Here is a 22,224-nt window from a genome sequence, read left to right on the forward strand (position 1 = left end):
ACTTCCAATATCAACGCGGGGTGGAGCAGCCCGGTAGCTCGTCAGGCTCATAACCTGAAGGCCGCAGGTTCAAATCCTGCCCCCGCAACCAATTCCAAACATAAATCAATAACCGCTCCCATCTAGGGGGCGGTTTCGGCGTTCTAAGGCAAGAAAACCGAAATTGCCCCGTCGCCTTGGGGCTTTGATTAAACACCAATGCCTTGCGCATAACCCAAATCGGCGCAAATACATTGCGTGCGCTTGAAAATTCGGAGGGATCGCCATGAGGAAAGGTCTATTATTTTTCGTCCTCGCGATACCGATGATCGCCCAAGCGCAATCAGAAGATCAGTCTGTGACTTGTCGCAATGGCGACTTCGCCAGCAGTTCTTCGAATTTTTCGCTCGCCAAGGTGACCGTACCGCGCCTTTACTTTCTTAAAGACGATGAGGGCTGTCCAACAAAGGGGGAGGGCGGATGTCGGCAATCGTCCTACGTCATCAAGGATGATGCTTTGCTGTTGGCCCGACGCAGCGGCAATTATGTCTGTGCGTTTTACAGGAATAAGGGCAGGGACAGTGCCGGGTGGGTGGCGCTGTCCGGTCTGCGGAGTTTGCCTAAGACAGATCATCCCTCCGCACGCGGCTGGATCGGCAACTGGCGCGATGGCGATAATCAGATCCATTTGAAAGCCAATCCGGATGCCAGTGTGTCTGTGAAAGGTGATGCTTATTGGCCGAGCGCTCATCCCGATCCGGAGGATGCGCCCGCAGGGCCCAATATCGGGGCGGTCACGGGGCACGGGAAGCCTCGGGCGTCCCAATTGGAAATTTCGGATGGGGCATGCAAACTCAGTCTGCACTTGATTGGCGATATGCTTATTGCTGCCGATAATATGAATTGCGGCGGGGCTAATGTTAGCTTCAGTGGTGTTTATAACAGGACGAGACGTCCCTAGAGCGTTTCCTTCTTTCACAGAAACATTCAAGCGCTCTAAGTCTTTTTTACGCATGTCAAAACGGAAAACCGCGACTGCACTTTTCCTGGAAATGCGTTAGAAGAGGTCCGACGACAGGTGGGCTGGACTTATTTTGTTAAAACCGGCTTCAACCACGGGGTACGCCCGTGGTTGAATGTTTTCTGCTCGTTGTTTGGCAGCGGCTATTTTTGAACGTCCGATCCGCAGCTTAAGCCGCACCTGTCGTCTCTCCGGCATGCTTCTCAGGGTTCGGCTCCCGGCGAATACGGAACCAGACCACATAAAGAGCGGGCAGGAAGAGCAGGGTGAGAACCGTGCCGACAACGATACCGCCCATCATCGCATAGGCCATGGGTCCCCAGAAAATTTCCCGTGAAATCGGAATGAGGGCCAGGGTTGCGGCGGCGGCGGTCAGCATAATGGGTCGCATTCTGTGTTCCGTCGCCTCGATGACGGCCTCCCAGGCGGGAACCCCGGTTTTACGCAGATCCTCGATCTGGACGACCAGGATGACAGAGTTTCGGATCAGGATACCGATCAAGGCCAGCACGCCAAGAATGGCGACAAAGCCCAGAGGCGCCTGGCTCAAGACGAGGGCGGTGACCACCCCAATCAAGGCAAGCGGTGCGACTGCGAAAACCAGGAACAGCCGGCTGAAGCTCTGCAACTGGATCATCAGGATCGTTGCCATGGTGAACAGCATCAGCGGTGCGACGGCGGCGATCGGTCCCTGTGACTTGCCGCTTTCCTCCACGGCGCCGCCGACCTTAACCTCATAGCCCACCGGCAGCTTGGAGACGAAATCCTTCACCTTCGGTTCCAGTTGAGTGACCACAGTGGCCGGCTGTATATTGCCGGCAACGGCGGCCTTGATCGTGATCGTCGGCGTGCGTGACCGCCGCCAGATGGTCGGCTGTTCCAGTTCATAGCGGAGATTGGCCACGGCCGAGAGCGGGACGGATTTGCCATTGGAACCATTGAGCGGCAGATCCTGCAATGTTTCCAGCGAGCCACGTTCGCTGCCCTCGGCGCGGCCAATGATATCGATCAAATAGATATCATCCCGCACCTGGGTGGCGGTCGTTCCTGCCACCACGCCGTTCAGCGCCGTCGCGATGTCTTCGGACGAGATGCCCAATTGCCGCGCCTTGTCCTGCAGCACATCCACCTTCACCACCCGCGCCGGTTCGCTCCAGTCAAGGGAAATATTGGTCAGTTGCGGATGCGAGCCGACGATGGCTGAGAATTCCTGGGCATAGCGGCGGACTTCCTGGATGTCGGGACCGCTGATGCGATACTGGACGGGCTTGCCCACAGGCGGTCCCAGTTCCAGCAGTTTGATATAGGCGTCCGTTCCAGGGAAGGTCTTGTTCAGATAGTCCTGCAATTCGGCGCGCACCTTGTCGCGCACATCCAGGCCTTTGGTGACGATCACCATTTCACCGAAGGTGACGTCCTGCGGCTGTACGTCGAAGGAGAGAATGAAGCGCTTTGCGCCCTCTCCGACATAGGTGGACCAGTGATCGATATCCTTGTTGTTGACGAGCATGTCCTTTTCGAACTTCGCCATCTGCCGGTTCGTTTCCTGGATGGAACTGTTTTGCGGCAGGTTGAAATCCACCACCAGTTCCGGTCTGTCAGAGCTTGGGAAGAACTGCTGCTGCACGAAGCCCATGCCGAAGACGGAGGCTGCAAAGACGGCAACCGTCAAGGCAATCGTGATCCAGCGGAAACGCAGCGCCGTGTTGAGCAGGCTGGCAAAGAGTTTCGCGAACCAGCCCTTGTGGTCGGCGTGCTTCTTCATGGATTTTGGCAGGAGCGTTACACCAAGCAGCGGCGTGAACAGAACGGCGACGATCCACGACACGATCAGCGAAACGGCAATGACGACGAACAGCGTGAAGGTGAATTCACCGGCGGCGCTATTGTTCAGGCCGACGGGGATGAAGCCCGCCACGGTGACCAGCGTTCCCGTCAGCATCGGAAAGGCGGTGGATGTGTAGACATGGGTGGCCGCCTTGCGCAGGCTGTCACCCACTTCCAGGCGCGCCACCATCATTTCCACTGCAATCATCGCATCGTCGACGAGCAGACCGAGCGCGATGATCAGGGCGCCGAGCGAGATGCGCTGAAGAGAGATACCAAGATATTCCATCACCACGAAGGTAATGGCCAGGACCAGCGGGATGGAAACGGCCACCACGAGCCCTGCGCGCGCGCCAAGGCTGATGAAGCTGATGGCGAGAACGATGATGATGGCCTCGAACAGTGCGCGGGTGAAGCCCGATACCGCTTCCTCAACCACGGCCGGCTGATCGGAAACCTGATGAACATCGACGCCGATAGGCAATTCCGCCTGTACCTGCTTGATTTCGGCCTCAAGCGCCTTGCCGAATTCCAGCAGGTTTGCGCCGGATTTCATGCCGATGGCAAGCGCAATGGCAGGCTCGCCATTAAAGCGGAAAAGGGAGGTGGGCGGATCGACATAGCCACGGTGAATGGTGGCGATATCGGTCAGCGGGAAGAACCGGTCATTGACCCTGAGGCTGATGGATTTCAGGCTGTCTTCAGAGGTGAAGGCACCTCCCACCCGGATCGCCACACGTTCCGGCCCCGCCTGGATGACGCCGGATTGGGTGACGGCGTTCTGCGCCTGCAGAACGGAGATGACCGATTGCGTATCGAGACCGAGCGCTGCGATCTTGCGGGTGGAAAATTCCAGATAGATCGCTTCGTCCTGGGCACCGACAATATCGACCTTGCCGACATTCGGCACGGTGAGAATCTTGGAGCGGGCGTTTTCCACGAGGTCGCGCAGTTGTCGCTGGGTCAGTCCGTCGCTGGTGAAGGCATAGATATTGCCGAACACATCGCCGAACCGGTCATTATAGAAGGGTCCCTGAACACCGGAGGGAAAGTCTCCCTGGATATCGGCGATCATGTTGCGCACGCGCAGCCAGGTGGGCTGAACATCCTTGGCCTTGGTGGTCTGCAGCAGTTCCACGAAAACGGTGGTGCTGCCAGCGACCGTGATGCTCTTGGTGTAGTCGAGCGATTCCAGTTCCTCGAGCTTCTTCTCGATCCGGTCCGTGACCTGGCGCGTCACTTCCTCCGCCGAGGCGCCGGGCCATTGGGCGGTGATGGTCATGGTCTTGATGGTAAAGGCAGGATCTTCTTCACGCCCGAGATTGATGTAGGAAAACACCCCCAGCACCACGAAGATCAGCATGAAGTACCAGATCAGCGAGCGGTGTTCGAGCGCCCAATCGGAAAGATTGAAGGACTTCACTGGCTCTTCCTTTCATTGATCTTGACGGTCTGGCCGTCCTGCAATTGATGCACGCCTGCCGTGACGACACGCTCACCTTCGCGAATGCCTTCGGTGACATGGATAACACTGCCATCCGGTCGCCCGTCTTCGAGCTTCACGGCACGGCGGCTGACTTTGCCGCTGGCCTCATCCACCACCCAGACGAAACTGCCCTCTCCCTCGCGGATGAGAAGAGCGCTTGCGGGCAGGGTCATCTTCGTTTCGCCGCCCATGGCGGTGGATGCCGTAACCACGGAACCGAGCCGGAAGCTTACCGGCGGATTGATGAGTGTAATCTTCACGCGGCGTGTTCGCGTCGTGGTGTCGGCAATCGGCGAGATTTCCCGCACCTTGCCCTGGCTGTGAACGGTCGGATCGAGTTGCAGAACCACATCGAAGACTGAGCCGGTCTTCAGCTCGCCGATATTGCCTTCCGGAATATCGATCACGACTTCCCGAGGATCAGGGCGGGCAATCGTCACCACGCTGTCGCCTGCGGACACGGTCTGGCCGACCTCCACGGAGGTTGCCGTGACCACGCCGTCGAACTCCGCCAGAAGTTTCGCATAGCTCAACTGTTCTTCGGCCTTGTCGAGATTGGCCTGGGCCTTGGCCACATTGGCATCGGCGGTCTTCAGGGCCTGTTCTGCCTCTTCCAGCGCGCTTTCCGTGCCTGAGCGTGTTTCGGCCAGCCGCTTCTGCCGCTGGGCGGTGGTGGCGGCATTCGTCTGCTGAGCCTTGGCGTTAAAGAGATCGGCCTGCGAGCTTTTGACCGCAAGTTCGAGCGCGATCGCATCCAGAGCGGCAACCACGTCTCCCTTCTTGACGATGTCACCGACACTGACATTGCGGGCAACAACGCGGCCAAGCACCCGGAAGCCGAGTTCCGTCGTATATTGCGCCTGCACGATGCCCGGCGCCATCAGCACCGCCGTGGCGTCATTACGGGCAATCACGCTCAGCACCGGGCGAGGCGGTTCGGCTTTCTGTTCCTCTTGCTTCTGGCAGGCTGCAAGGCCGAGGAGAGGAAACGCCAATGCGAGAAAAACCAGTTTTTTCATTGGTGCTTCATCTCCACAGAGGTGAGTTTTTCGCCGGGGCGGATGAATTTCAGGCCGTCGATGACCACCATGTCCCCGGGTTTGATGCCGCTGGTGACCTGGAAATTGCCGGTTTCGTAGGCGGCGACTTCGATCGGGTGCAGAGAGGCCGTGGAACTGGCAGGATCGAAGACCCAGACCGCCGGTTTGCTGCCGATCGATGCCATGGCGGACCATGGCAACTCCATCTTGGTAAAGGTGTCGGACTGGAAGGTGCCGACCACCGGCGCCCCCAGCGGAAGATTGGCCGATTGTTCGATATTGACCTTCACCCGGATGGTGCCGGTAGAGGTGTCGATGGAGGGCGAAATTTCGCGAACCTTGGCCATGACCGTGCGGCGGGGGTCGGACAGCAGCGACACCTTGACTTCATCGCCCGGCGCCCTGTGCAGATAGAGCGATTCATAAACGTCGAACACCGCATCGCGCGGGCCGTCATGGGCAAGCGAAAACACGGCCTGGGCTGCCTGGGCCACCTGGCCGACCTCAGCATCGCGGGCGGTGATGATCCCATCGGCATCGGCTCGCAGTTCCGTGTAGGACAGCGAATCCAGCGCCGAATCCAGCGAGGCCTGGGCAGAGGCGACGCTTCCCTCAGCCGTCGTCAGGGTTTCCTGGGCAGAATCGAGCGCTGCTTGTGTGGTGACATTGGAGGTGAACAGGTTTTGCTGGCGCTGGAAGGCAAGCTGTGCCTGAAGTTCGGTTGCCTTGGCGGAATTCAGATTGGCCTGAGCCACGGCCACATCGGCGCGCTGTTCTTCCGGGTCGATGCGCGCAAGAATCTCCCCGGCCTTGACCACCGAGCCCACATCCACGAAACGCTCGATGATCCTGCCGCTGACCCGGAAGGAAAGATCGCTTTGCACACGGGCGCTGATGTCGCCTGTGACGGAAGCGGTTCTTCTTTGCGGCTCTTCCCCCACCTTCATCGTGATCACGGCAACCGGCTTGGTTCCTTCATGCGCTTCCTGCTTCTGGCAGGAAGACAAGGCAAGGGCCCCGGCGGCGATGCCAATTAAAATTCGGGTTTTTCTCATGCGTCGACCCCTTGTCGCAGATGAGGGAAGTGATATGATTGACTGACCAGTTAGTCAATAGAAATTCCGGCCCGCCGAAAAGTGAAGGAATGATGGCTGAAAAAACAAAACCGACACGCGCTGAACAGAAGGCTCTGCGCCCGCAGCAGATCATGGATGCGGCCTTTGTAGAATTCGTGAAGAACGGCTTCTCCGCGACACGTGTCGAGGATATTGCCGCCCGGATCGGAATGACCAAAGGCACGGTCTATGTCTATTTCGCCACGAAGGAGCTCCTCTTCGAAGCGGTCGTCGATCATATCTCACAGCCTTTCAAGGAAGTCCTCCCGCGTCTTGACGGCTTGACGGGACGTTACGAGAAGAAGCTTAAAGACGCGATAAGACTGTTTTATTCCGATGTGATGGCCGACGACCGGGCGCGGGAACTGATCCGCTTTACCATATCGGAGGCCAGCCGCTTTCCCGATCTTATCGACCGCAATCATGAAACCTATATCGAGCCGGTGGTGTCGCGTATTCGCGCCATCATTGAAGGGGGGGTGCAGGCTGGTGAGTTTCGGGACGGTCCGGCAGCCCGGTTCGTGGAAGTGGTGTGCGGTCCGGCATTGATGATGATTTTCTGGCGCGTATTGTTCGAGGATCGGCGAACGCTGGATCAGGAAGGTTTCATGGCCGCCCATATCGATATGGTGGTGAATGGCCTGCTCAAACACTGAGATGGGATGGGGAGGACACCCATGCCGGATCGCGCGGACAGGCGTCCATCAGCGTTTTGGAATGCTTTCAGCGTTCTTGCGCTCTTCGTCCAATTGCGTTCACGGCGCAAGCGCCTATATCTGATTGGCAGAACGGTTGCGTCGCACGAGGCGCCGGAATGCCCCCCGTTGTCAAAACGGGTTCTTTATCATCGGGATTTGTGACAACACGTTTTTGTTTCTTGTTTTTGCCGGTGTTTTCGGCTGAAGAGCAAGACCCTCCTGCGAACATGCGCTAGAAACATTGCAATGGAAAAAAACCTACTCCGCTATATCTGGCGTCATACCCGCAGACAGCAGATCTGGGTTCTTTCCATCGTGCTCATTTCGATGGTGCCTTATTTCCTGGCCTTCGATCTGCCAAAGCGCATCATCAACGGTCCGATCCAGGGGGGTGGTTTCGAGGAGCCGGATGCAAAGGAGCCGTTTCTCAACTTCCATTACGATCTTCCCTTCATCGGCTGGTCCATCGACTTCGGTGGGTTTTCGCTGAACAGAATGTCGATGCTGATGGCGCTGAGCGCCGTCTTCCTGATGCTGGTCATCGTCAACGGCCTGTTCAAGTTCTATATCAATACCTACAAAGGGCGGCTTGGCGAGCGGCTTTTGCGGCGCATCCGCTACGAGCTGGTGGACAGGGTGCTGCGCTTCCCGCCGAGCTATGTGAAGCAGGTGCATTCCTCGGAAATCTCCACCATGGTCAAGGATGAGGTGGAGCCCTTTGGCGGATTTACCGGCGATGCCTTCGTGCAGCCGGCCATGCTGGGCGGACAGGCGCTGGCGGCGCTGTTCTTCATCTTTCTCCAGAGTTTCTGGCTCGGCATGATCGCGGGCGTCATGGTCGGCCTGCAAGTGGGGATCATTCCGAAGATGCGCCGCCGGTTGATCGATCTGGGGCGCCAGCGCCAGATCACGGCGCGCCATCTGGCCGGAAAGGTCGGCGAGATCGTCGAAGGCATCGGCACGATCCACGCCTATGATACCTCGAATTACGAACGGGCGGACGTGGCCAAGCGGCTGGGGCACATCTACAAGATCCGTTTCGATCTTTATCAGTGGAAGTTTTTCGTCAAGTTCTTCAACAATTTCCTCTCGCAGCTGACGCCCTTCCTGTTCTACTCCATCGGCGGCTATTTTGCGTTGCGCGGCAGCCTCGATGTCGGTCAGCTGGTGGCGGTGATCAATGCCTACAAGGATCTCCCCGGTCCGTTGAAGGAGTTGATCGACTGGGATCAGTCACGTCAGGACGTGCAGGTCAAGTATGAACAGGTGCTGGAGCAGTTCGAGCCGCCGCACATGATGGATCCCGCCTTGCAGGCGGTCGCCATCGGTACGGTCAGCGGTCAGGCGCAGGTTCTGTGCACGCAGAATGTCACGCTGCTGGACGGCAGCGGCGCCAAGGTCGTTGAGAACGTCACGCTCAAATTCGAACGTTCGCAGACGGTGGCCATGGTCGATAACCAGGGTACGGGTGCCGAAAGCGTGGCCGATGCCTTTGGCCGCCTCGTCTGGCCGGTGAGCGGAAAAATCCTGCTGGGAGAGGCCGATCTGCTGGAGCTGCCGGAATCCGTCTCCGGTCGCAGCATTTCCTATGTGTCGGCGGATGGCTATTTCTTCCATGGCAGCCTGAAGGAGAACATCGTCTACGGTTTGAAGCATGCGCCGATGAACGCCGTGCATTATACCGGCAAGGATGCCGCCCAGCGCCGGTGGGAAATCCGTGAGGCGCAGTTGGCGGACAATTGCGATTTCGACCTCAATGCCGACTGGATCGACCGCGGCAGCACCTCCGTCCTGACCGGAGCGCCGGACGATCTGCGCAAATCGGTGATCAATGCGCTGGATGCCGTGCAGCTCACCCAGGATGTGATCGATATGGCGATGCATTCGATCATCGACCCGGCGGATTATCCCGAGCTGACGGAAAAGGTGGTCGAACTGCGTCTGGCGCTGCGCGACGAGATGGAAAAAGCCGGTATTTCCAACCTCGTGGTGCATTTCGATCCGAGCCGTTACAATACCGAAGCGACGGTGGGTGAAAACCTGCTGTTCGGCGCCATGCGGCCCCTGGCGGGCAGTGTGGTGCATGCCCATGAAAGCGACTATTTCTTCGAGGCGCTGCAAAGTGCCGGTCTTCTGGGTCTTCTCTATGACATGGGCTTCATGATCGCCGAGAACCTGGTGGAAATTTTCGGCGGCCTGCCCCCGGATCACCCCTTCTTCCAGCAGCTTGACGTGTTGACCGCCGAGGATGTGCTGAACTACCAGCAGATTCTCCAGAGGCTCAAAGGTCGTAACCGTCCCGCGCCCAGCGAGGCGGAGCAGCGCGCCATGATCCGGCTGAGTTTCCGTTACATCGAACCGCGCTACCGCCTCGGCGTGCTGACAGCCGAAATCCGCGATGCGCTGGTGGCGGCGCGGGACCGTTTCCATGAGCATCTGCCTCTGGAATTGCGCGAGCGGATCGAGCGCTACGATCCGCACCGCTATGTTTCCGCAGCAACGCTTCGGGAAAATATCGTGTTCGGCAAGCTGGTCAGCCGCAATCCGGAGGCGCCGGCGAAATTCCGCAAGCTGGCGGTGAAGCTGTCACGCGAGCGCGGGCTGACCGAGCGGTTTCTCGGGCTCGGCCTCGATTTCGACATTGGCAGCGGTGGCCGGCGGTTGACGATCATTCAGCGCCACAAGCTCAATCTGGCGCGGGCCCTGGTGCGCAGATCCGATTTTTACGTCTTCAACAAGCCTCTTCCCGGGCTTGATCGGCGTGCTCAGGAGGAAATCGTGCGAGATGTGCTTGCATTTCTGCGCGAGCAAGACAATTATCCATCTGTAATATGGGTCTTGTCGAACACTTCCTTGTCAAAAATGTTTGATAGAGTGGTGGTATTCGACCGCGGCACGGTTGTTGCGGACGGTTCGTTCGAGACTCTGGGCAATGAAAATGGTATCTTCAAAGCGTTGGTAGCCTGAGCGGGGGGCCAGCAAAGAGGAGCTGAGTTGCAGCCATGTTACTGAAAGATGAAGTTCAGCTGTTGCGCCACGTGCCGTTTTTTCAGCGCGTCGACCCGTGCAAGCTGAAGCTTTTGGCATTCGCATCCCATCGTGTCAGCTACAATCAGGGTGAAACCCTGTTTGAGCAAGGCGACGGCGGCGACGCAGCCTATGTCATCATTGGCGGCAAGGTTGATCTCATGGCCCATTCGCCCGCAGGCGATATCAAGATCGGCGACGCAGGCGCCAATTCCATCATCGGCGAAATGGCTCTGCTCTGCGATGGGCCGCGTACCGCGACCGCCCGCGCTGCCACCGATGTCGAAGCCCTGCGTATTTCGAAGGACTGCCTCTCGAAGGTCATGGCGGATAATCCTCGTGTCAGCTTCGAAATCAGCAGGGCACTTGCTGAGCGTCTGCGCGTTGCCACCAGCGAACTTGACAATAATCGCATCCGCCAGGCCGCACTCGCGGATTGACGAGTGGAGGCAATTGCAGGCGAAATTGCGGCAGGCCTCTCCTTCTTCACGAGGCTGTGATTCCTGTTGATGAGAGTGTTTCCAGGAAAAGTGGAATGCGCTCCCTCGTCTGGAAACACCTAAAAATTTAGAGCATGTCGCGCAAAAGTGCGCAGCGGTTTTGCGATAACGATATGCTTTTAAACAAAACCTTAAAGCACGTTGCATGAGGCTGATAAGCCGCAACGGCCTTTAGCGACGGCGGTAGAAAAAATACCGGCCGGGATCCACATGCGGCAGCACAGGCAGAGGTTCCAAAGCGTCGTTTGCCAGGGGCAGACCGCTTAAGGCGTAGCCGCCGGATTTCAGCATTCCCACGACCATATCCGGCAACCAGGTGAGCGTGACAGCGTCTTTTTCCGGATAGCCGGTGCCGATATCGGCATGCACGAAGGCCGCCTCGCCCGTCATGAAGGCTTTTCCAGCATCCGCGATTTCTCCCAGCACCAGATCGCCCTCCGGTGGTATGGAGCTTTTATGGGCGCCCAGCTGCCGGTCGAAAGCGATGATGCGGCGGCCGGGGAAGAGTTCCCGCAAATGGCTGAAGGTGCGGCCATTGCCCAGCCCCACTTCCAGGATCGGCCCTTCCGCCGGCAGAGGGTGGTGATCGCGGATATGGTTGAGAAGATCGCGCTGGGCGACCATACGATTGATGAAACTGTCCAGACGGCTCACGGTCAGGCCTTGATAATGGTGCCGCCGTCGATCTGGCGGCGGGCAATGGCGTTGCGGGTATCGATGATCAGCGGCGCATGGTTGGCCAGGGCCTGATAATCGACGCTGTCATGATCGGTGGCGATCAGCACGGCATCAAACGTGGCCAGCGCTTCGGAGTTCCAGTCGATGCTGCGGCGGCCCTTCAGGTGACCATATTCACGGGTGCGGGGAATTTCCGGGATGAAGGGGTCGAAATAACTGACCTCCGCACCCCGTTCCAGAATGAGTTCCATCAGCCTCAGGGAAGGACTTTCGCGGATATCCGGCACGTTTTTCTTGTAGGCCAGGCCGATGATCAGCACGCGGGAGCGGCTGAGCGCCTTGCCGGCACGGCGGTCGAGACCCTCGGCCAGCTTTTCCACCACGTAATGCGGCATGGCGGTGTTGATTTCGCCAGCAAGCTCGATGAAGCGGGTCGGCTGGTCGTATTCGCGGGATTTCCAGGTGAGGTAGAAGGGATCGATGGGAATGCAGTGTCCGCCGAGCCCGGGGCCGGGATAAAAGGGCATGAAGCCGAAAGGTTTGGTCTTGGCGGCATCGATCACCTCCCAGACATCGATGCCCATGGCGTCGTAGACCAGCTTCAATTCATTGACGAGGGCGATGTTGACGGCCCGGAAGATGTTTTCCGTCAGCTTCACAGCCTCTGCCGTTGCGGTGGAGGAGACCGGAACCACCGTCTTGACCACGCTGCCGTAAAAGGCCTGCATCATCTGCGACGCTTCCGGGCCATCGCCGGCAATGACCTTCGGAATGGTCGAGGTCTCGAAATCGCGATTGCCGGGGTCCTCGCGCTCCGGCGAAAAGCCCAGGAAGAAATCCCGTCCCGCCTTCAATTCGGAGGTTTCGAGGATCGGCTTGACGATATCCTCGGTCGTGCCGGGATAGGTGGTGGATTCCAGCACGATCAACTGGCCGGGCCTCAGCGACTTGCTGATTTGACGGCAGGTGTTTTCCACGAAGGACAGGTCGGGATCGCGATGCTTCGTCAGCGGCGTCGGGACGCAGATGGCGATGACATCGCAATCGGCCAGCTGCAGAAAATCCGTGGTGGCGGCAAAGCGCCCGGCTTTCACCATCTCGTTCAGCACCGCATCGGGCACGGCCTCGATATAGCTGCGGCCTTCCTCGATGGCGTCGATCTTGCCGGGATCGATGTCAAAGCCCAGAACGCTGAAACCGGCCTTGGCGATGCTCATGGCCAGTGGCAGGCCGACATAGCCAAGACCGATCACCCCTGCTTTGGCGCGCTTGTCGGTAATGGCGGTAAGAAGATCGGCGGCGATGCGGGCGTGCGGCATAAGATGGGTCCAGTTCATTGAATGCCTTTCAGTTGCGGAGCGGACGGGCGAATGTCAAGCGCAAGCCGCCATCGCAAATGTGTGATCGCTGATGAAAGCGGGCGCAAATTTTGGCCAGGCTCTTGCATCCGCCGTGGTGACTGGCGCATGGATGACGCATGAAAATCGCCTTTTACGCGCCCTTGAAATCGCCCGATCATCCCGTGCCCTCCGGGGACCGGCTGATGGCGCGGCAATTGCTGGCGGCTCTGAGCCTTGCGGGGCATGAGGTGGAGCTTGCTTCGACGCTGCGCGCCTTTCATGGCGCGCCGGATGCAGATGTTTCTGTCTTCGCCGCCGAAGCCGCAAGCGAGGTGGAGCGCCTTACCCGCCAATGGCAGGGAGAGGGTGCTCCCGATCTCTGGTTCTGCTATCATCCCTATTACAAGGCGCCGGACCGGCTGGGGCCGACGCTCTGCCGCGCCTTTGGCATCCCTTATGTGACGGCGGAGGCCTCCTATTCGAACCGCCGCAATCTCGGTCTCTGGGCGGCTTTTCAAGGCGAGGTGCTGGAGGCCGTGCGGCTTGCCGCCGTCAATCTCTGCTTTACCGGGCGCGATCAACGGGGCCTGTCGGAGGCGGCACCAGAGGCATCGCTTGCCAGCATTTTCCCCTTCATCGATCCTGCGCCTTTTCTCAAGCGTCCGCCGCAGCCTGAGCCAGGACGGCTGGTGACCGTGGCGATGATGCGCCCCGGTGACAAGCTGATGAGTTATAGGGCGCTGGCGCGGGCCTTGAAGCGGATCGAGCATCTGCCCTGGCGGCTGACAGTGATCGGCGACGGTCCGGCGCGGAACGCGGCTGAGGCGGCATTTTCCCTGCTCGATCCGGCGCGGATCGACTGGCGTGGCGAGCAGAAGCAGGCGGCGGTGGCGGAAGCGCTTTCCCAAAGTGCGCTCTACCTCTGGCCAGGCCATGGCGAAGCCTATGGGCTGGCCTATCTCGAAGCGCAGGCAGCCGGTCTGCCGGTGATTGCCGAAGCGGTGGCGGGCGTGCCGGAAGTGGTAAACGACGGACAAACCGGTCTTCTGACCGCGCCGGGAGATGACGAGGCCTATGCCGAAGCGATTGCCGCGCTGCTTGCCGATCCCGGACAGGCGGCACGGCTTGGCCGTGCGGGCCGCGATTTCGTCCGGCACGAACGATCAATCGAAGCCGCCGCCGCAAGGCTCGATTGCCTCTTGCAAGAGATCGTCACCCGCCGGGAGGGGCAGCATGAACAGCTCTGAATTTCGTGCCATGCTTGACCATGCAGACGCCAGCGGCAGGAGGGTTCGTTTCTGGCTGCGTGATGACGATGCGGTGGAGCCGGGGCCAGCGCTTGAACGCCTGCTTGGTCTTTGCCGTAGCCATGCGGTGCCGGTCACGCTGGCTGTCATTCCCGAGCAGACGGGAGAGGCGCTTGCGGAGCGGCTCTGCGAGGAGCCGCAGGTCACGGTTGCCGTCCATGGCTGGTCGCATTGCAATCATGCGGGTGCGGGGGAGAAAAAGCAGGAACTCGGCGCGCACCGCCCGCTGGAAACCGTGGCGGCGGAACTGGCCGAAGGCTTTGTCAAACTGCGAGATCTTCATGAAGGGCGGTTTGTGCCCATGCTGGTCCCGCCGTGGAACCGGATCACGCCCGCCCTTTTGCCGTTATTGCCTTCGCGGGGCTTCCGGGCGCTCTCCACCTTCGGCGCGGAAAAGCCCGTCCCCGATCAAGGTGCCGCCCGCTTGCGTCTTCTCAACACCCATGTGGATGTGATGGACTGGCATGGCACGCGCGGCGGGCGGCCTGCGGAGGTTCTGTTTCAGGAACTGGCAGGCTGGATGGACCGGGGCTGGCCGGTGATCGGCCTGCTGACCCACCATCTCGTGCATGACGAGGCGGTCTGGCGCTTTCTAGAGCAGCTTTTTAGCCTCACGGCAGGGCATTCCGCCGTTGAGTGGATTGATTTCAAAGCAATGCTTTAGGAAAAGTAGTAATACGAAGAGTCATTGAAAATGACTCTTCGTATTCCCTTTTCGAATATCTCAAGCCCCTGATGCATTTGAGATATTCGAAATATCTTCAAGGCGAGGATGCGTTAGCATCTTCGAGCCTTGGTATAACGTCTCACCAGGATTTCCAGCCGATCAGCAGGCCGCCTCCGTTCGCGGCGGCATCTGCCCTTGCTGCCTCCACGACAGCAAAATCGGCGCGGCGCGGCAGGGATGATGCCACGAAGCCGTGGGCGGGGAGGCTGACGCTGGTGGCGCGCAGTATCAGGGTGAACAGCAAGGGGCCGGTCGTCCACCAAGCGGGCGCGTCCGGCAGTCGCGCCATGGCCTCCGGCATGGTCTTGAGCAGCTTTTCGAACACCGGATGGCCGGGCGGTGCGGCAATGAAGGAATTGGTGAGGAGCAGCGGGCCTTTGCCGGTCAGTCGCGGGGTTTCCTCGGGCAGGGCGGAAAGGCCGATCAACGGGTGGAAGGCCTCAAAGCCGATATCGTCCCGCGCCGGATACCAGTCGCAGTCCAGATAGATCCCGCCAAACCGTTGCAGAATGAGATAGCGCGCCACATCGACTGCGCCGGGATAATCGCCCCGATCCAGCATGGCCTTGAAGCTCGGATGCCGGTCAAAGCCCTGCTCGGCCAGATCGGCCTCCCGCCACAGCCGATAGGTCAGGTCCTGCGCCGTGCTCACAGCGGCCCAGGCCGCTGTGGCCGGTGGCAGGGCCAGGCTGCCCAGCCAGATCTGGTGCAGGATGCGGGGCACGGGAGCCATATTCAGTTCTGCCATGGCCGCCCGCTCCCCAGGCCGGAAGGCGGCAAGATCGGCAAGCACCTCCGGCTTCGGCACCAGATGATATTGAAGGGCCGCAATCGCGCCTGCATCGCCTTCCAGCTTTGCCAGTTTCAGGCGTGCGGCATGGAGCTTGCGGGGTTCGCCGGCTGCGGTCAAGGGTCCAAGGCCCGCCTGTTCCAGCAACTGATGATCGGCGGCCAAGGCGTCCAGTCCACGCCTTGCTCCGGCAAAATCGCCTGCCTTGCCCTCAGTCAGGCTTTCCTCGATCAGAGACCGTGCTTTTTCACGCGGGCTTCGCATATCGTTCATCATCTTGGCCTAACGCTATCCCGCGAATGGGGAAGACTATCAGCGGTGTTGTGCGATGAGGTGGGGCCAAAGGCAAGCGGCAATGCGAAAAGCGCAACCGCAGGCATGGGAACAAAAACGCAGATCACGCGGTCTCGCATAATGGGGCCTTGTCTTGGTCTGATTTCGCGCTTTCCGGGCAGTTCCAGACATGGACAATGCAGGAAGGCTCATATAGCGTGATGGTAAAACTTCAAGAAAAGCCTTCGCCTGCATGGGCAAGAGGGCTGGGGGTCGAACAGTAAAAGCATGGTGGAACGCTCAGATCTGCTGTCCGTCGATAGACTTGGCGTGCGCTTTCCCTTGATCGGCGGCAGCCTGGAGGCAGTCAGATCCTTCAGCATGCGGGTAAAGCCGGGCAAAGTCACAGCTCTTGTCGGAGAGTCCGGATCCGGAAAATCAGTGATCGGCCGCGCCATCATGGGCATCGAGACGCCGATTGCCTCCACGGAAGGCCGCATCCTCTTTCACGATCCGGCAACGGATCAGGAAGTCGATCTGTTGAAGCTGCCGCGCGATGGCCGTCAGGCCCGTCATATCCGCGGCAACCGCATCGGCATGATTTTCCAGGAGCCGATGACCTCGTTTTCGCCCGTGCACACCATTGGCAACCAGATCGAGGAAGTCTTGAAAATCCATCGGGTGCTGGATGGCGCGGAGCGCCGCCGCCAGGTGGAGGACATGCTGGGCCTTGTCGGCTTTGAAAAGCCGGACCGTGTCTTCGACATGTATCCTTTCGAACTCTCCGGGGGCATGCGCCAGCGGGCGATGATTGCACTCGCCCTGATCTGTCGTCCCGCCCTCTTGATCGCCGATGAACCGACCACCGCGCTCGATGTCACCATCCAGGCGCAGATCCTGAAGCTTCTCAAGGAGTTGCAGGACAAGCTCGGCATGGCCATTCTGCTGATCACCCATGATCTCGGCGTGGTGGCGAGCCTTGCCGACGAGGTGGTGGTGATCTATCGCGGCGAGGTGATGGAAGCGGGGCCGGTCGAGGTGATCTTCCGCAATCCGGGCCACGCCTACACCAGGGGCCTGATGGCGGCAGTACCGCATTTCGACATGGCGCCCGGTGAAAGGTTGAAGCCGCTTCGGGAAATCCGCACCGATGCCAAAGCCCTGCTCAGCGCCTGTGCGGCCCAGCCTCAGCCCACCTCGCCGGTGCTGCTTTCCGTGCGCAATGTCACCAAGACCTTCCTGCCCAAGAGCGCCAGCGGCTTCTTTTCCCGCGCCAGCGATCGGGTTCTGGCGGTCAACGATGTGTCTTTCGACATCAAGGCCGGGGAGACGCTGGGGCTTGTCGGCGAAAGCGGCTGCGGCAAGACGACCCTGTCAAAAATTCTGATGCGGGGGCTGAGCGCTGATTCCGGTTCCATCATCTATCACGGCGGCGATGGCGATATCGACGTGCTGGCTGCCGGGGGACGGGCGTTGAAGACACTTCGAAGCCGCCTCCAGATGGTGTTCCAGGACCCTGTCTCTTCGCTCTCGCCGCGCATGACGGTGCGCAGCATCGTCAGCGAACCCCTGCAGATCCATGAGCGGGCTGAGGGTCCGGAACGGATGGATGTGGTGCGGCGCCTGATTGCGGCCATCGGCCTGCCTGAAAGCGCACTTGGCCGTTACCCGCACAGCTTTTCCGGCGGCCAGCGCCAGCGCATCGGCATTGCGCGGGCCTTGGCGCTGCGGCCCGATCTGGTCATCTGCGATGAACCGGTCTCGGCGCTGGATGTGTCGGTGCAGGCGCAAATCCTCAATCTGATGAAGGATCTGAAATCGGAGCTGGGGCTCACCTATCTGTTCATCTCGCACAATCTCGCGGTGGTGAACTACATGGCTGACCGGGTGGCGGTGATGTATGCGGGCCGGATCGTCGAAATCGCCCCTTGCGAGGTGATCATGCGCCGGCCGGTGCATCCCTATACGAAGAAATTGCTGGCCGCCGTGCCCATGGCCGATCTCGATCATCCGCTGGATTTCGCGCTGATCGGCGAACCTTCGGCGGCGGCGAAGAAGAAATGGGCCAGGCATTTCCATGATGAGGGCGATCCGGCCAATCTTGCCCATGCCGATCTCGGCGGCGGCCATCTTGTGCTGGCGCGCCGCACCGTCGATGCAAGGGAGTTGCTGTCGTGATCACCCGCCGCCAGACCCTTGCCCTGATGGGGACAGCCCTTCTGCCCATGAGGGCGGTTGCCGCAAGCCCGTCCGCCGTGTCCGAACCGGAAAGCCTGAAGAGCCTGGTGGAGGCCGGAAAGCTGCCGCCCATGGCGGAGCGCCTGCCGAAGACGCCGCGTGTCATTGCGCTTACCGGCCCGGAAACCGCGCCCGGCCGCTATGGCGGCACCATCCGCCGGCTGATCAGCGGTCCGCGGGAAATCCGCTATATGCCGATCGACAGCTATTCCCGGCTCATCGGCTATGATCGCAGCTTCAATCTGGTGCCGGATATCCTGGCGGCCTTTGAGGTGCAGGATGAGCGGGTCTTCACCTTCCACCTGCGCGAAGGCCATCGCTGGTCGGATGGAAATCCGCTGACGCCCGAGGATTTCCGCTATGTCTGGGAAGACATGTTCCATGACAAGAAGCTGTACAAGGGCGGCATTCCCAATCTCTTCCGCATTCGCGACAAGGAGCCGCGTTTCGAGGTGATCGATGCGCTGACGGTGCGCTACAGCTGGGAGGATCCCAATCCCGACTTTCTGGCCGAGCTTGCCTCGCCCGTTGCCACGCGTCTGATGATGCCGTCTGCCTATCTCAAGCAGTTTCACCGCAAGTACCAGAGCAAGGAGCGGCTGGAGCAGCTGGCAAAGGAAAACGGCGTCGAAGACTGGGTGGCGCTGCACCAGAAAATGTCGCGCACGGTCCGCCCCGAAAATCCGGAGCTTCCGACGCTCGATGCCTGGATGCCACGGACATCGCCGCCAGCCCAGCAATTCGTCTTCGAGCGCAATCCCTTCTATCACCGGGTGGATGAGAACGGGCTGCAATTGCCTTATATCGACAGGGTGGTGCTGAATGTCGGCTCCGGCGATCTGGTGCCTGCCAAGACCGGCACGGGTGAAAGCGATCTGCAAACCACTAATCTTGATTTTGCCGACTATACCTTCCTGAAAAGCGCGGAAAAGCGCTATCCGATCAAGGTGGATCTCTGGAAGCGCACGCAAGGGTCGCGGGTGGCGCTGATCCCCAACCTCAATTGCAAGGATCTGATCTGGCGGCAGGCGCTCTGGGATGTCCGGGTGCGCCGGGCGCTTTCGATTGCCGTCAATCGCGACGAAATCAACAAGGCGGTCTTCTTCGGCCTTGCCCAGCCCAGCGCCAATGCGGTTCTGCCGGAAAGTCCGCTGTTTCGGGAGCAATATCGTCAGGCCTGGGCGGGTTTCGACCCGGACGAGGCCAACCGGCTGCTGGACGAGGCAGGCCTTGCGCGGGAAAGCCGCTATGGCATGCGGCACCTCAGCGATGGCAGGCCCTGCAACATCATCATCGAAACGACCGGCGAGGCGGGCTTCGAGTCGGACGTGCTGGAACTGATCAGCGATCACTGGCGGCGCATCGGCATTCGGGTTTTCGTGCATGTGTCGCATCGCGAACTGTTCCGCCGTCGCATTGTCAATGGCGAGACGGTCATGGCCGTCTGGTGGGGCCTGGACAATGGCGTGCCGACGGCGGACATGTCCCCGCGCGAACTGGCGCCCACGGCAGACGATCAATTGCAATGGCCGCTCTGGGGTCTGCATCATCTGTCCGGCGGCGGTGATGGCCGCCCGGCGGAACTGCCCGAGGCACAGAAGCTGCTCGATCTTTATCATGAATGGCGCCGCGCCGCGGCATTGGCAGAGCGGGAGGGCGTATGGCACGAGATGCTGTCGCTCTTTACCGATCAGGTCTTCACCATCGGCCTGGTCAACGGCACGCTGCAGCCCATCGTGCATTCCAAACGCCTGCGCAACGTGCCGGAAAAGGGGCTCTACGGCTTCGATCCGACATCCTATCTCGGCGTCTATATGCCGGATACCTTCTGGTACGAGGGAGAGGCCTGATGCTGCGTTACATTCTCTGGCGCATCGCCGTGATGATCCCGACGCTGATCATGATTTCCATGCTGATCTTCACGATCATCGAATTGCCGCCGGGCGATTATTTCGAAAGCTATGTGGAGGAAATGCGCGCCATTGGCGAAAAGGCCGATATGCAGGAAATCGATGAATTGCGGGCGCGCTACGGCTTCGACAAGCCCGCCCCCCTTCGCTATTTCAACTGGATCACCGGTTTCGCGCACGGGGATTTCGGCTATTCCTTCGAATATCGCCTGCCGGTGGCCGCGGTGGTGGGCGACCGCGTCTGGCTGACCATTCTGGTCTCCACCGTCACCATCGCGCTCACCTGGCTGATCGCCTTTCCCATCGGCATCTATTCCGCCACCCATCAATATAGCTGGGGCGATTACGGGCTGACGCTGCTTGGCCTGATCGGCATTGCCGTACCAAATTTCATCCTGGCACTGGTGATGATGTATTTCGCCAATATCTGGTTCGGCATTTCCATCGGCCATCTGATGGATCCCGAATTTCTCGGCAAGCCGATGAGCTGGGCCAAGATGCAGTCGATCCTCGAACATCTCTGGATTCCCGTCATCATCATCGGCACGGCGGGCACGGCGGGCATGGTGCGCCGGGTGCGCGCCAACCTGCTGGACGAGTTGAACAAGCAATATGTGATGACCGCGCGGGCCAAGGGCCTGCATCCCTTCAAGGTGCTGATCAAATATCCGCTCAGGCTGTCGCTGAATTTCTTCATTTCCGATATCGGGTCCATCCTGCCCTCGATCATTTCGGGGGCGGAAATCACCGCCGTGGTGCTGTCGCTCGAAACCACCGGCCCCATGCTGATCCGGGCATTGCAGAACCAGGACATGTATCTGGCCGGGTCCTTCCTGATGTTCCTGGCGGTGCTGACGGTCGTGGGCGTGCTGGTTTCGGATATCGCGCTGGCGCTTCTTGATCCGCGCATTCGTCTGCAGGGGGGCAGGAGCAAATGATCGACCGGCCATCCGCCAACGGGCAGGCTGTTGCCCATTATGTTTCCGATGCGCCCTTCGATCCGCATGCGGAGGAAAGACGCGAATACAAGGGCAAATCGCGGCTGGCCGAGGCCTCGCAGCTTCGCCTGACCTGGTGGCGCTTCCGCCGCCACAAGCTCGGGCTCTATTCGGCCATCCTGCTGCTCTCGGCCTATCTCCTGATCACGATCGTGGAGTTTGTCGCGCCCTACAACGTGCATTCACGGCATGTGGATTTCATCTATGCACCGCCGCAGCAGGTGCATCTCTTCCATGACGGCGCCTTTGTCGGGCCCTTCGTCTATGGCCGCACCATGACGCTCGACATGGATACGCTGCAACGCCATTACGCGGACGATCCCGCTCAGGTGCAGAAGCTGCGTTTCTTCTGTGAAGGAGAGCGCTATCTGTTCTGGGGCTTCATCGAGGGCAACCGCCATCTCGTCTGCCCGGCAGAAGGCGGCCAGATGTTCCTGATGGGCACCGACAGGCTGGGGCGCGACGTGCTGTCGCGCATCATCTATGGTGCGCGGGTATCGCTGACCATCGGCCTGCTCGGGGTGATGACCAGTTTCGTTCTGGGCGTGGTCATCGGCGGGCTTGCCGGCTATTGGGGCGGCTGGTTCGACCTGATCGTCCAGCGCATCACCGAAATGCTGCATTCCATTCCCAGCATTCCGTTGTGGCTGGCCATGGCGGCAATCATGCCGGCGGATTGGTCGCCGCTGGTGGTTTATCTCGGCATTACCTTCATTCTCGGGCTTCTGGACTGGACGGGTCTGGCGCGGGCAGTGCGCTCCAAGCTGCTGGCGCTGCGCGAGGAAGATTATGTGCTGGCCGCGCAGATGATGGGGGCCGGCACGGCACGCATCATTGGTCGTCATCTCATTCCCGGCTTCATGTCGCATCTTATCGCCAGCGCCACGCTGACGGTGCCGGGTATGATCCTGGGCGAGACGACGCTGAGCTTTCTCGGCCTTGGCCTGCGTCCGCCGATCACCAGTTGGGGCGTGTTGCTGACGGAAGCGCGCTCCGTCAATGTCATTGCCCTTTATCCCTGGCTGCTCTGGCCGGTGGTTCCCGTCATTGTGATCATTCTGGCCTTTAATTTTATGGGGGATGGCCTCAGAGATGCCGCCGATCCCTATAAATGATCGGAGGATCACATCTGGCGGTAACCGGGGAACCGCGTTTACTGCCAGGCGTTCGTAGCGGATTGCGCATTTTGCGGTGAAAGATGAAGTGCAATTCCAGCAAAAATGTAAGAGGTTTTGCGTCGGGAATTGCGAAAAACAGACGTCCCTTCTTC

Annotated in this window: 16 protein-coding genes and 1 tRNA gene; 11 read left to right on the top strand and 6 right to left on the bottom strand. The window is 59.8% G+C overall.

The window, feature by feature from the left end; all coding sequences use genetic code 11:
* Positions 1-14: 14 nt before the first annotated feature.
* Positions 15-91, top strand: a tRNA-Met gene (locus QO005_RS12165).
* A gap of 174 nt (positions 92-265) precedes the next feature.
* A complete protein-coding gene (locus tag QO005_RS12170; RefSeq protein ID WP_307158316.1) occupies positions 266-940 on the top strand; it encodes a hypothetical protein in 675 nt (224 codons plus the stop codon).
* Between the two features lie 229 nt (positions 941-1,169).
* Here QO005_RS12170 and QO005_RS12175 read toward each other — a convergent pair whose 3' ends face one another.
* The 3 genes from QO005_RS12175 to QO005_RS12185 are packed head-to-tail and all read right to left on the bottom strand — an operon-like array spanning position 1,170 to position 6,408.
* Positions 1,170-4,250 (bottom strand): efflux RND transporter permease subunit, encoded by a 3,081-nt coding sequence (locus QO005_RS12175; protein WP_307158317.1) that lies wholly within the window; start codon positions 4,248-4,250, stop codon positions 1,170-1,172.
* Complete coding sequence (locus tag QO005_RS12180; RefSeq protein WP_307158318.1) at positions 4,247-5,332, bottom strand: efflux RND transporter periplasmic adaptor subunit; 1,086 nt, start codon at positions 5,330-5,332, stop codon at positions 4,247-4,249. Before QO005_RS12180 ends, QO005_RS12175 begins: the two co-directional genes overlap by 4 nt.
* Positions 5,329-6,408, bottom strand: coding sequence for an efflux RND transporter periplasmic adaptor subunit (locus QO005_RS12185; protein ID WP_307158319.1), 1,080 nt, complete (start codon positions 6,406-6,408; stop codon positions 5,329-5,331). Before QO005_RS12185 ends, QO005_RS12180 begins: the two co-directional genes overlap by 4 nt.
* 92 nt (positions 6,409-6,500) lie before the next feature.
* Here QO005_RS12185 and QO005_RS12190 point away from each other — a divergent pair, with 92 nt between their 5' ends.
* The 3 genes from QO005_RS12190 to QO005_RS12200 all read left to right on the top strand — a co-directional run bounded on the left by QO005_RS12190 (position 6,501) and on the right by QO005_RS12200 (position 10,633).
* The gene (locus QO005_RS12190; protein WP_307158497.1) at positions 6,501-7,124 is read left to right on the top strand and encodes a TetR/AcrR family transcriptional regulator; all 624 of its coding nucleotides are present in this window, start codon (positions 6,501-6,503) and stop codon (positions 7,122-7,124) included.
* Positions 7,125-7,412: 288 nt separating this feature from the next.
* On the top strand, positions 7,413-10,133 hold the full coding sequence (locus QO005_RS12195) for an ABC transporter ATP-binding protein (RefSeq protein ID WP_307158320.1): 2,721 nt from the start codon (positions 7,413-7,415) through the stop codon (positions 10,131-10,133).
* A 35-nt stretch (positions 10,134-10,168) separates the two neighbouring features.
* Positions 10,169-10,633 carry a cyclic nucleotide-binding domain-containing protein gene (locus tag QO005_RS12200; RefSeq protein ID WP_307158321.1) on the top strand — a complete coding sequence of 155 codons (465 nt, stop codon included), beginning with the start codon at positions 10,169-10,171 and terminating at the stop codon, positions 10,631-10,633.
* A gap of 231 nt (positions 10,634-10,864) precedes the next feature.
* Here the strand turns inward: QO005_RS12200 and QO005_RS12205 are convergent, their stop codons facing one another.
* Together QO005_RS12205 and QO005_RS12210 are read right to left on the bottom strand one after the other, a co-directional pair.
* Entirely contained in the window at positions 10,865-11,347 is a 483-nt protein-coding gene (locus tag QO005_RS12205) for a class I SAM-dependent methyltransferase (RefSeq protein ID WP_307158322.1), read from the bottom strand.
* 2 nt (positions 11,348-11,349) lie between these two features.
* On the bottom strand, positions 11,350-12,690 hold the full coding sequence (locus QO005_RS12210; RefSeq protein ID WP_307158323.1) for a nucleotide sugar dehydrogenase: 1,341 nt from the start codon (positions 12,688-12,690) through the stop codon (positions 11,350-11,352).
* A 158-nt stretch (positions 12,691-12,848) separates the two neighbouring features.
* Between QO005_RS12210 and QO005_RS12215 the strand changes: the two genes are divergently transcribed.
* Together QO005_RS12215 and QO005_RS12220 are read left to right on the top strand one after the other, a co-directional pair.
* Positions 12,849-13,958 carry a glycosyltransferase family 4 protein gene (locus QO005_RS12215; protein ID WP_307158324.1) on the top strand — a complete coding sequence of 370 codons (1,110 nt, stop codon included), beginning with the start codon at positions 12,849-12,851 and terminating at the stop codon, positions 13,956-13,958.
* On the top strand, positions 13,945-14,682 hold the full coding sequence (locus QO005_RS12220) for a polysaccharide deacetylase family protein (RefSeq protein WP_307158325.1): 738 nt from the start codon (positions 13,945-13,947) through the stop codon (positions 14,680-14,682). Before QO005_RS12215 ends, QO005_RS12220 begins: the two co-directional genes overlap by 14 nt.
* Positions 14,683-14,824: 142 nt before the next feature.
* Here QO005_RS12220 and QO005_RS12225 read toward each other — a convergent pair whose 3' ends face one another.
* On the bottom strand, positions 14,825-15,799 hold the full coding sequence (locus QO005_RS12225; RefSeq protein ID WP_307158326.1) for a glycosyltransferase family 32 protein: 975 nt from the start codon (positions 15,797-15,799) through the stop codon (positions 14,825-14,827).
* A 297-nt stretch (positions 15,800-16,096) separates the two neighbouring features.
* Here QO005_RS12225 and QO005_RS12230 point away from each other — a divergent pair, with 297 nt between their 5' ends.
* The 4 genes from QO005_RS12230 to QO005_RS12245 are packed head-to-tail and all read left to right on the top strand — an operon-like array spanning position 16,097 to position 22,069.
* Positions 16,097-17,986, top strand: coding sequence for an ABC transporter ATP-binding protein (locus QO005_RS12230; protein ID WP_307158327.1), 1,890 nt, complete (start codon positions 16,097-16,099; stop codon positions 17,984-17,986).
* A complete protein-coding gene (locus tag QO005_RS12235) occupies positions 17,983-19,896 on the top strand; it encodes an ABC transporter substrate-binding protein (protein ID WP_307158328.1) in 1,914 nt (637 codons plus the stop codon). Before QO005_RS12230 ends, QO005_RS12235 begins: the two co-directional genes overlap by 4 nt.
* Entirely contained in the window at positions 19,896-20,894 is a 999-nt protein-coding gene (locus QO005_RS12240) for an ABC transporter permease (protein ID WP_307158329.1), read from the top strand. The genes QO005_RS12235 and QO005_RS12240 overlap by 1 nt, the downstream gene beginning before the upstream one ends.
* A complete protein-coding gene (locus QO005_RS12245; protein WP_307158330.1) occupies positions 20,891-22,069 on the top strand; it encodes an ABC transporter permease in 1,179 nt (392 codons plus the stop codon). The genes QO005_RS12240 and QO005_RS12245 overlap by 4 nt, the downstream gene beginning before the upstream one ends.
* The last annotated feature ends 155 nt before the right edge of the window (positions 22,070-22,224 follow it).

The organism is Allorhizobium paknamense (assembly GCF_030815125.1).
Taxonomy (GTDB): Bacteria; Pseudomonadota; Alphaproteobacteria; order Rhizobiales; family Rhizobiaceae; genus Allorhizobium; species Allorhizobium paknamense.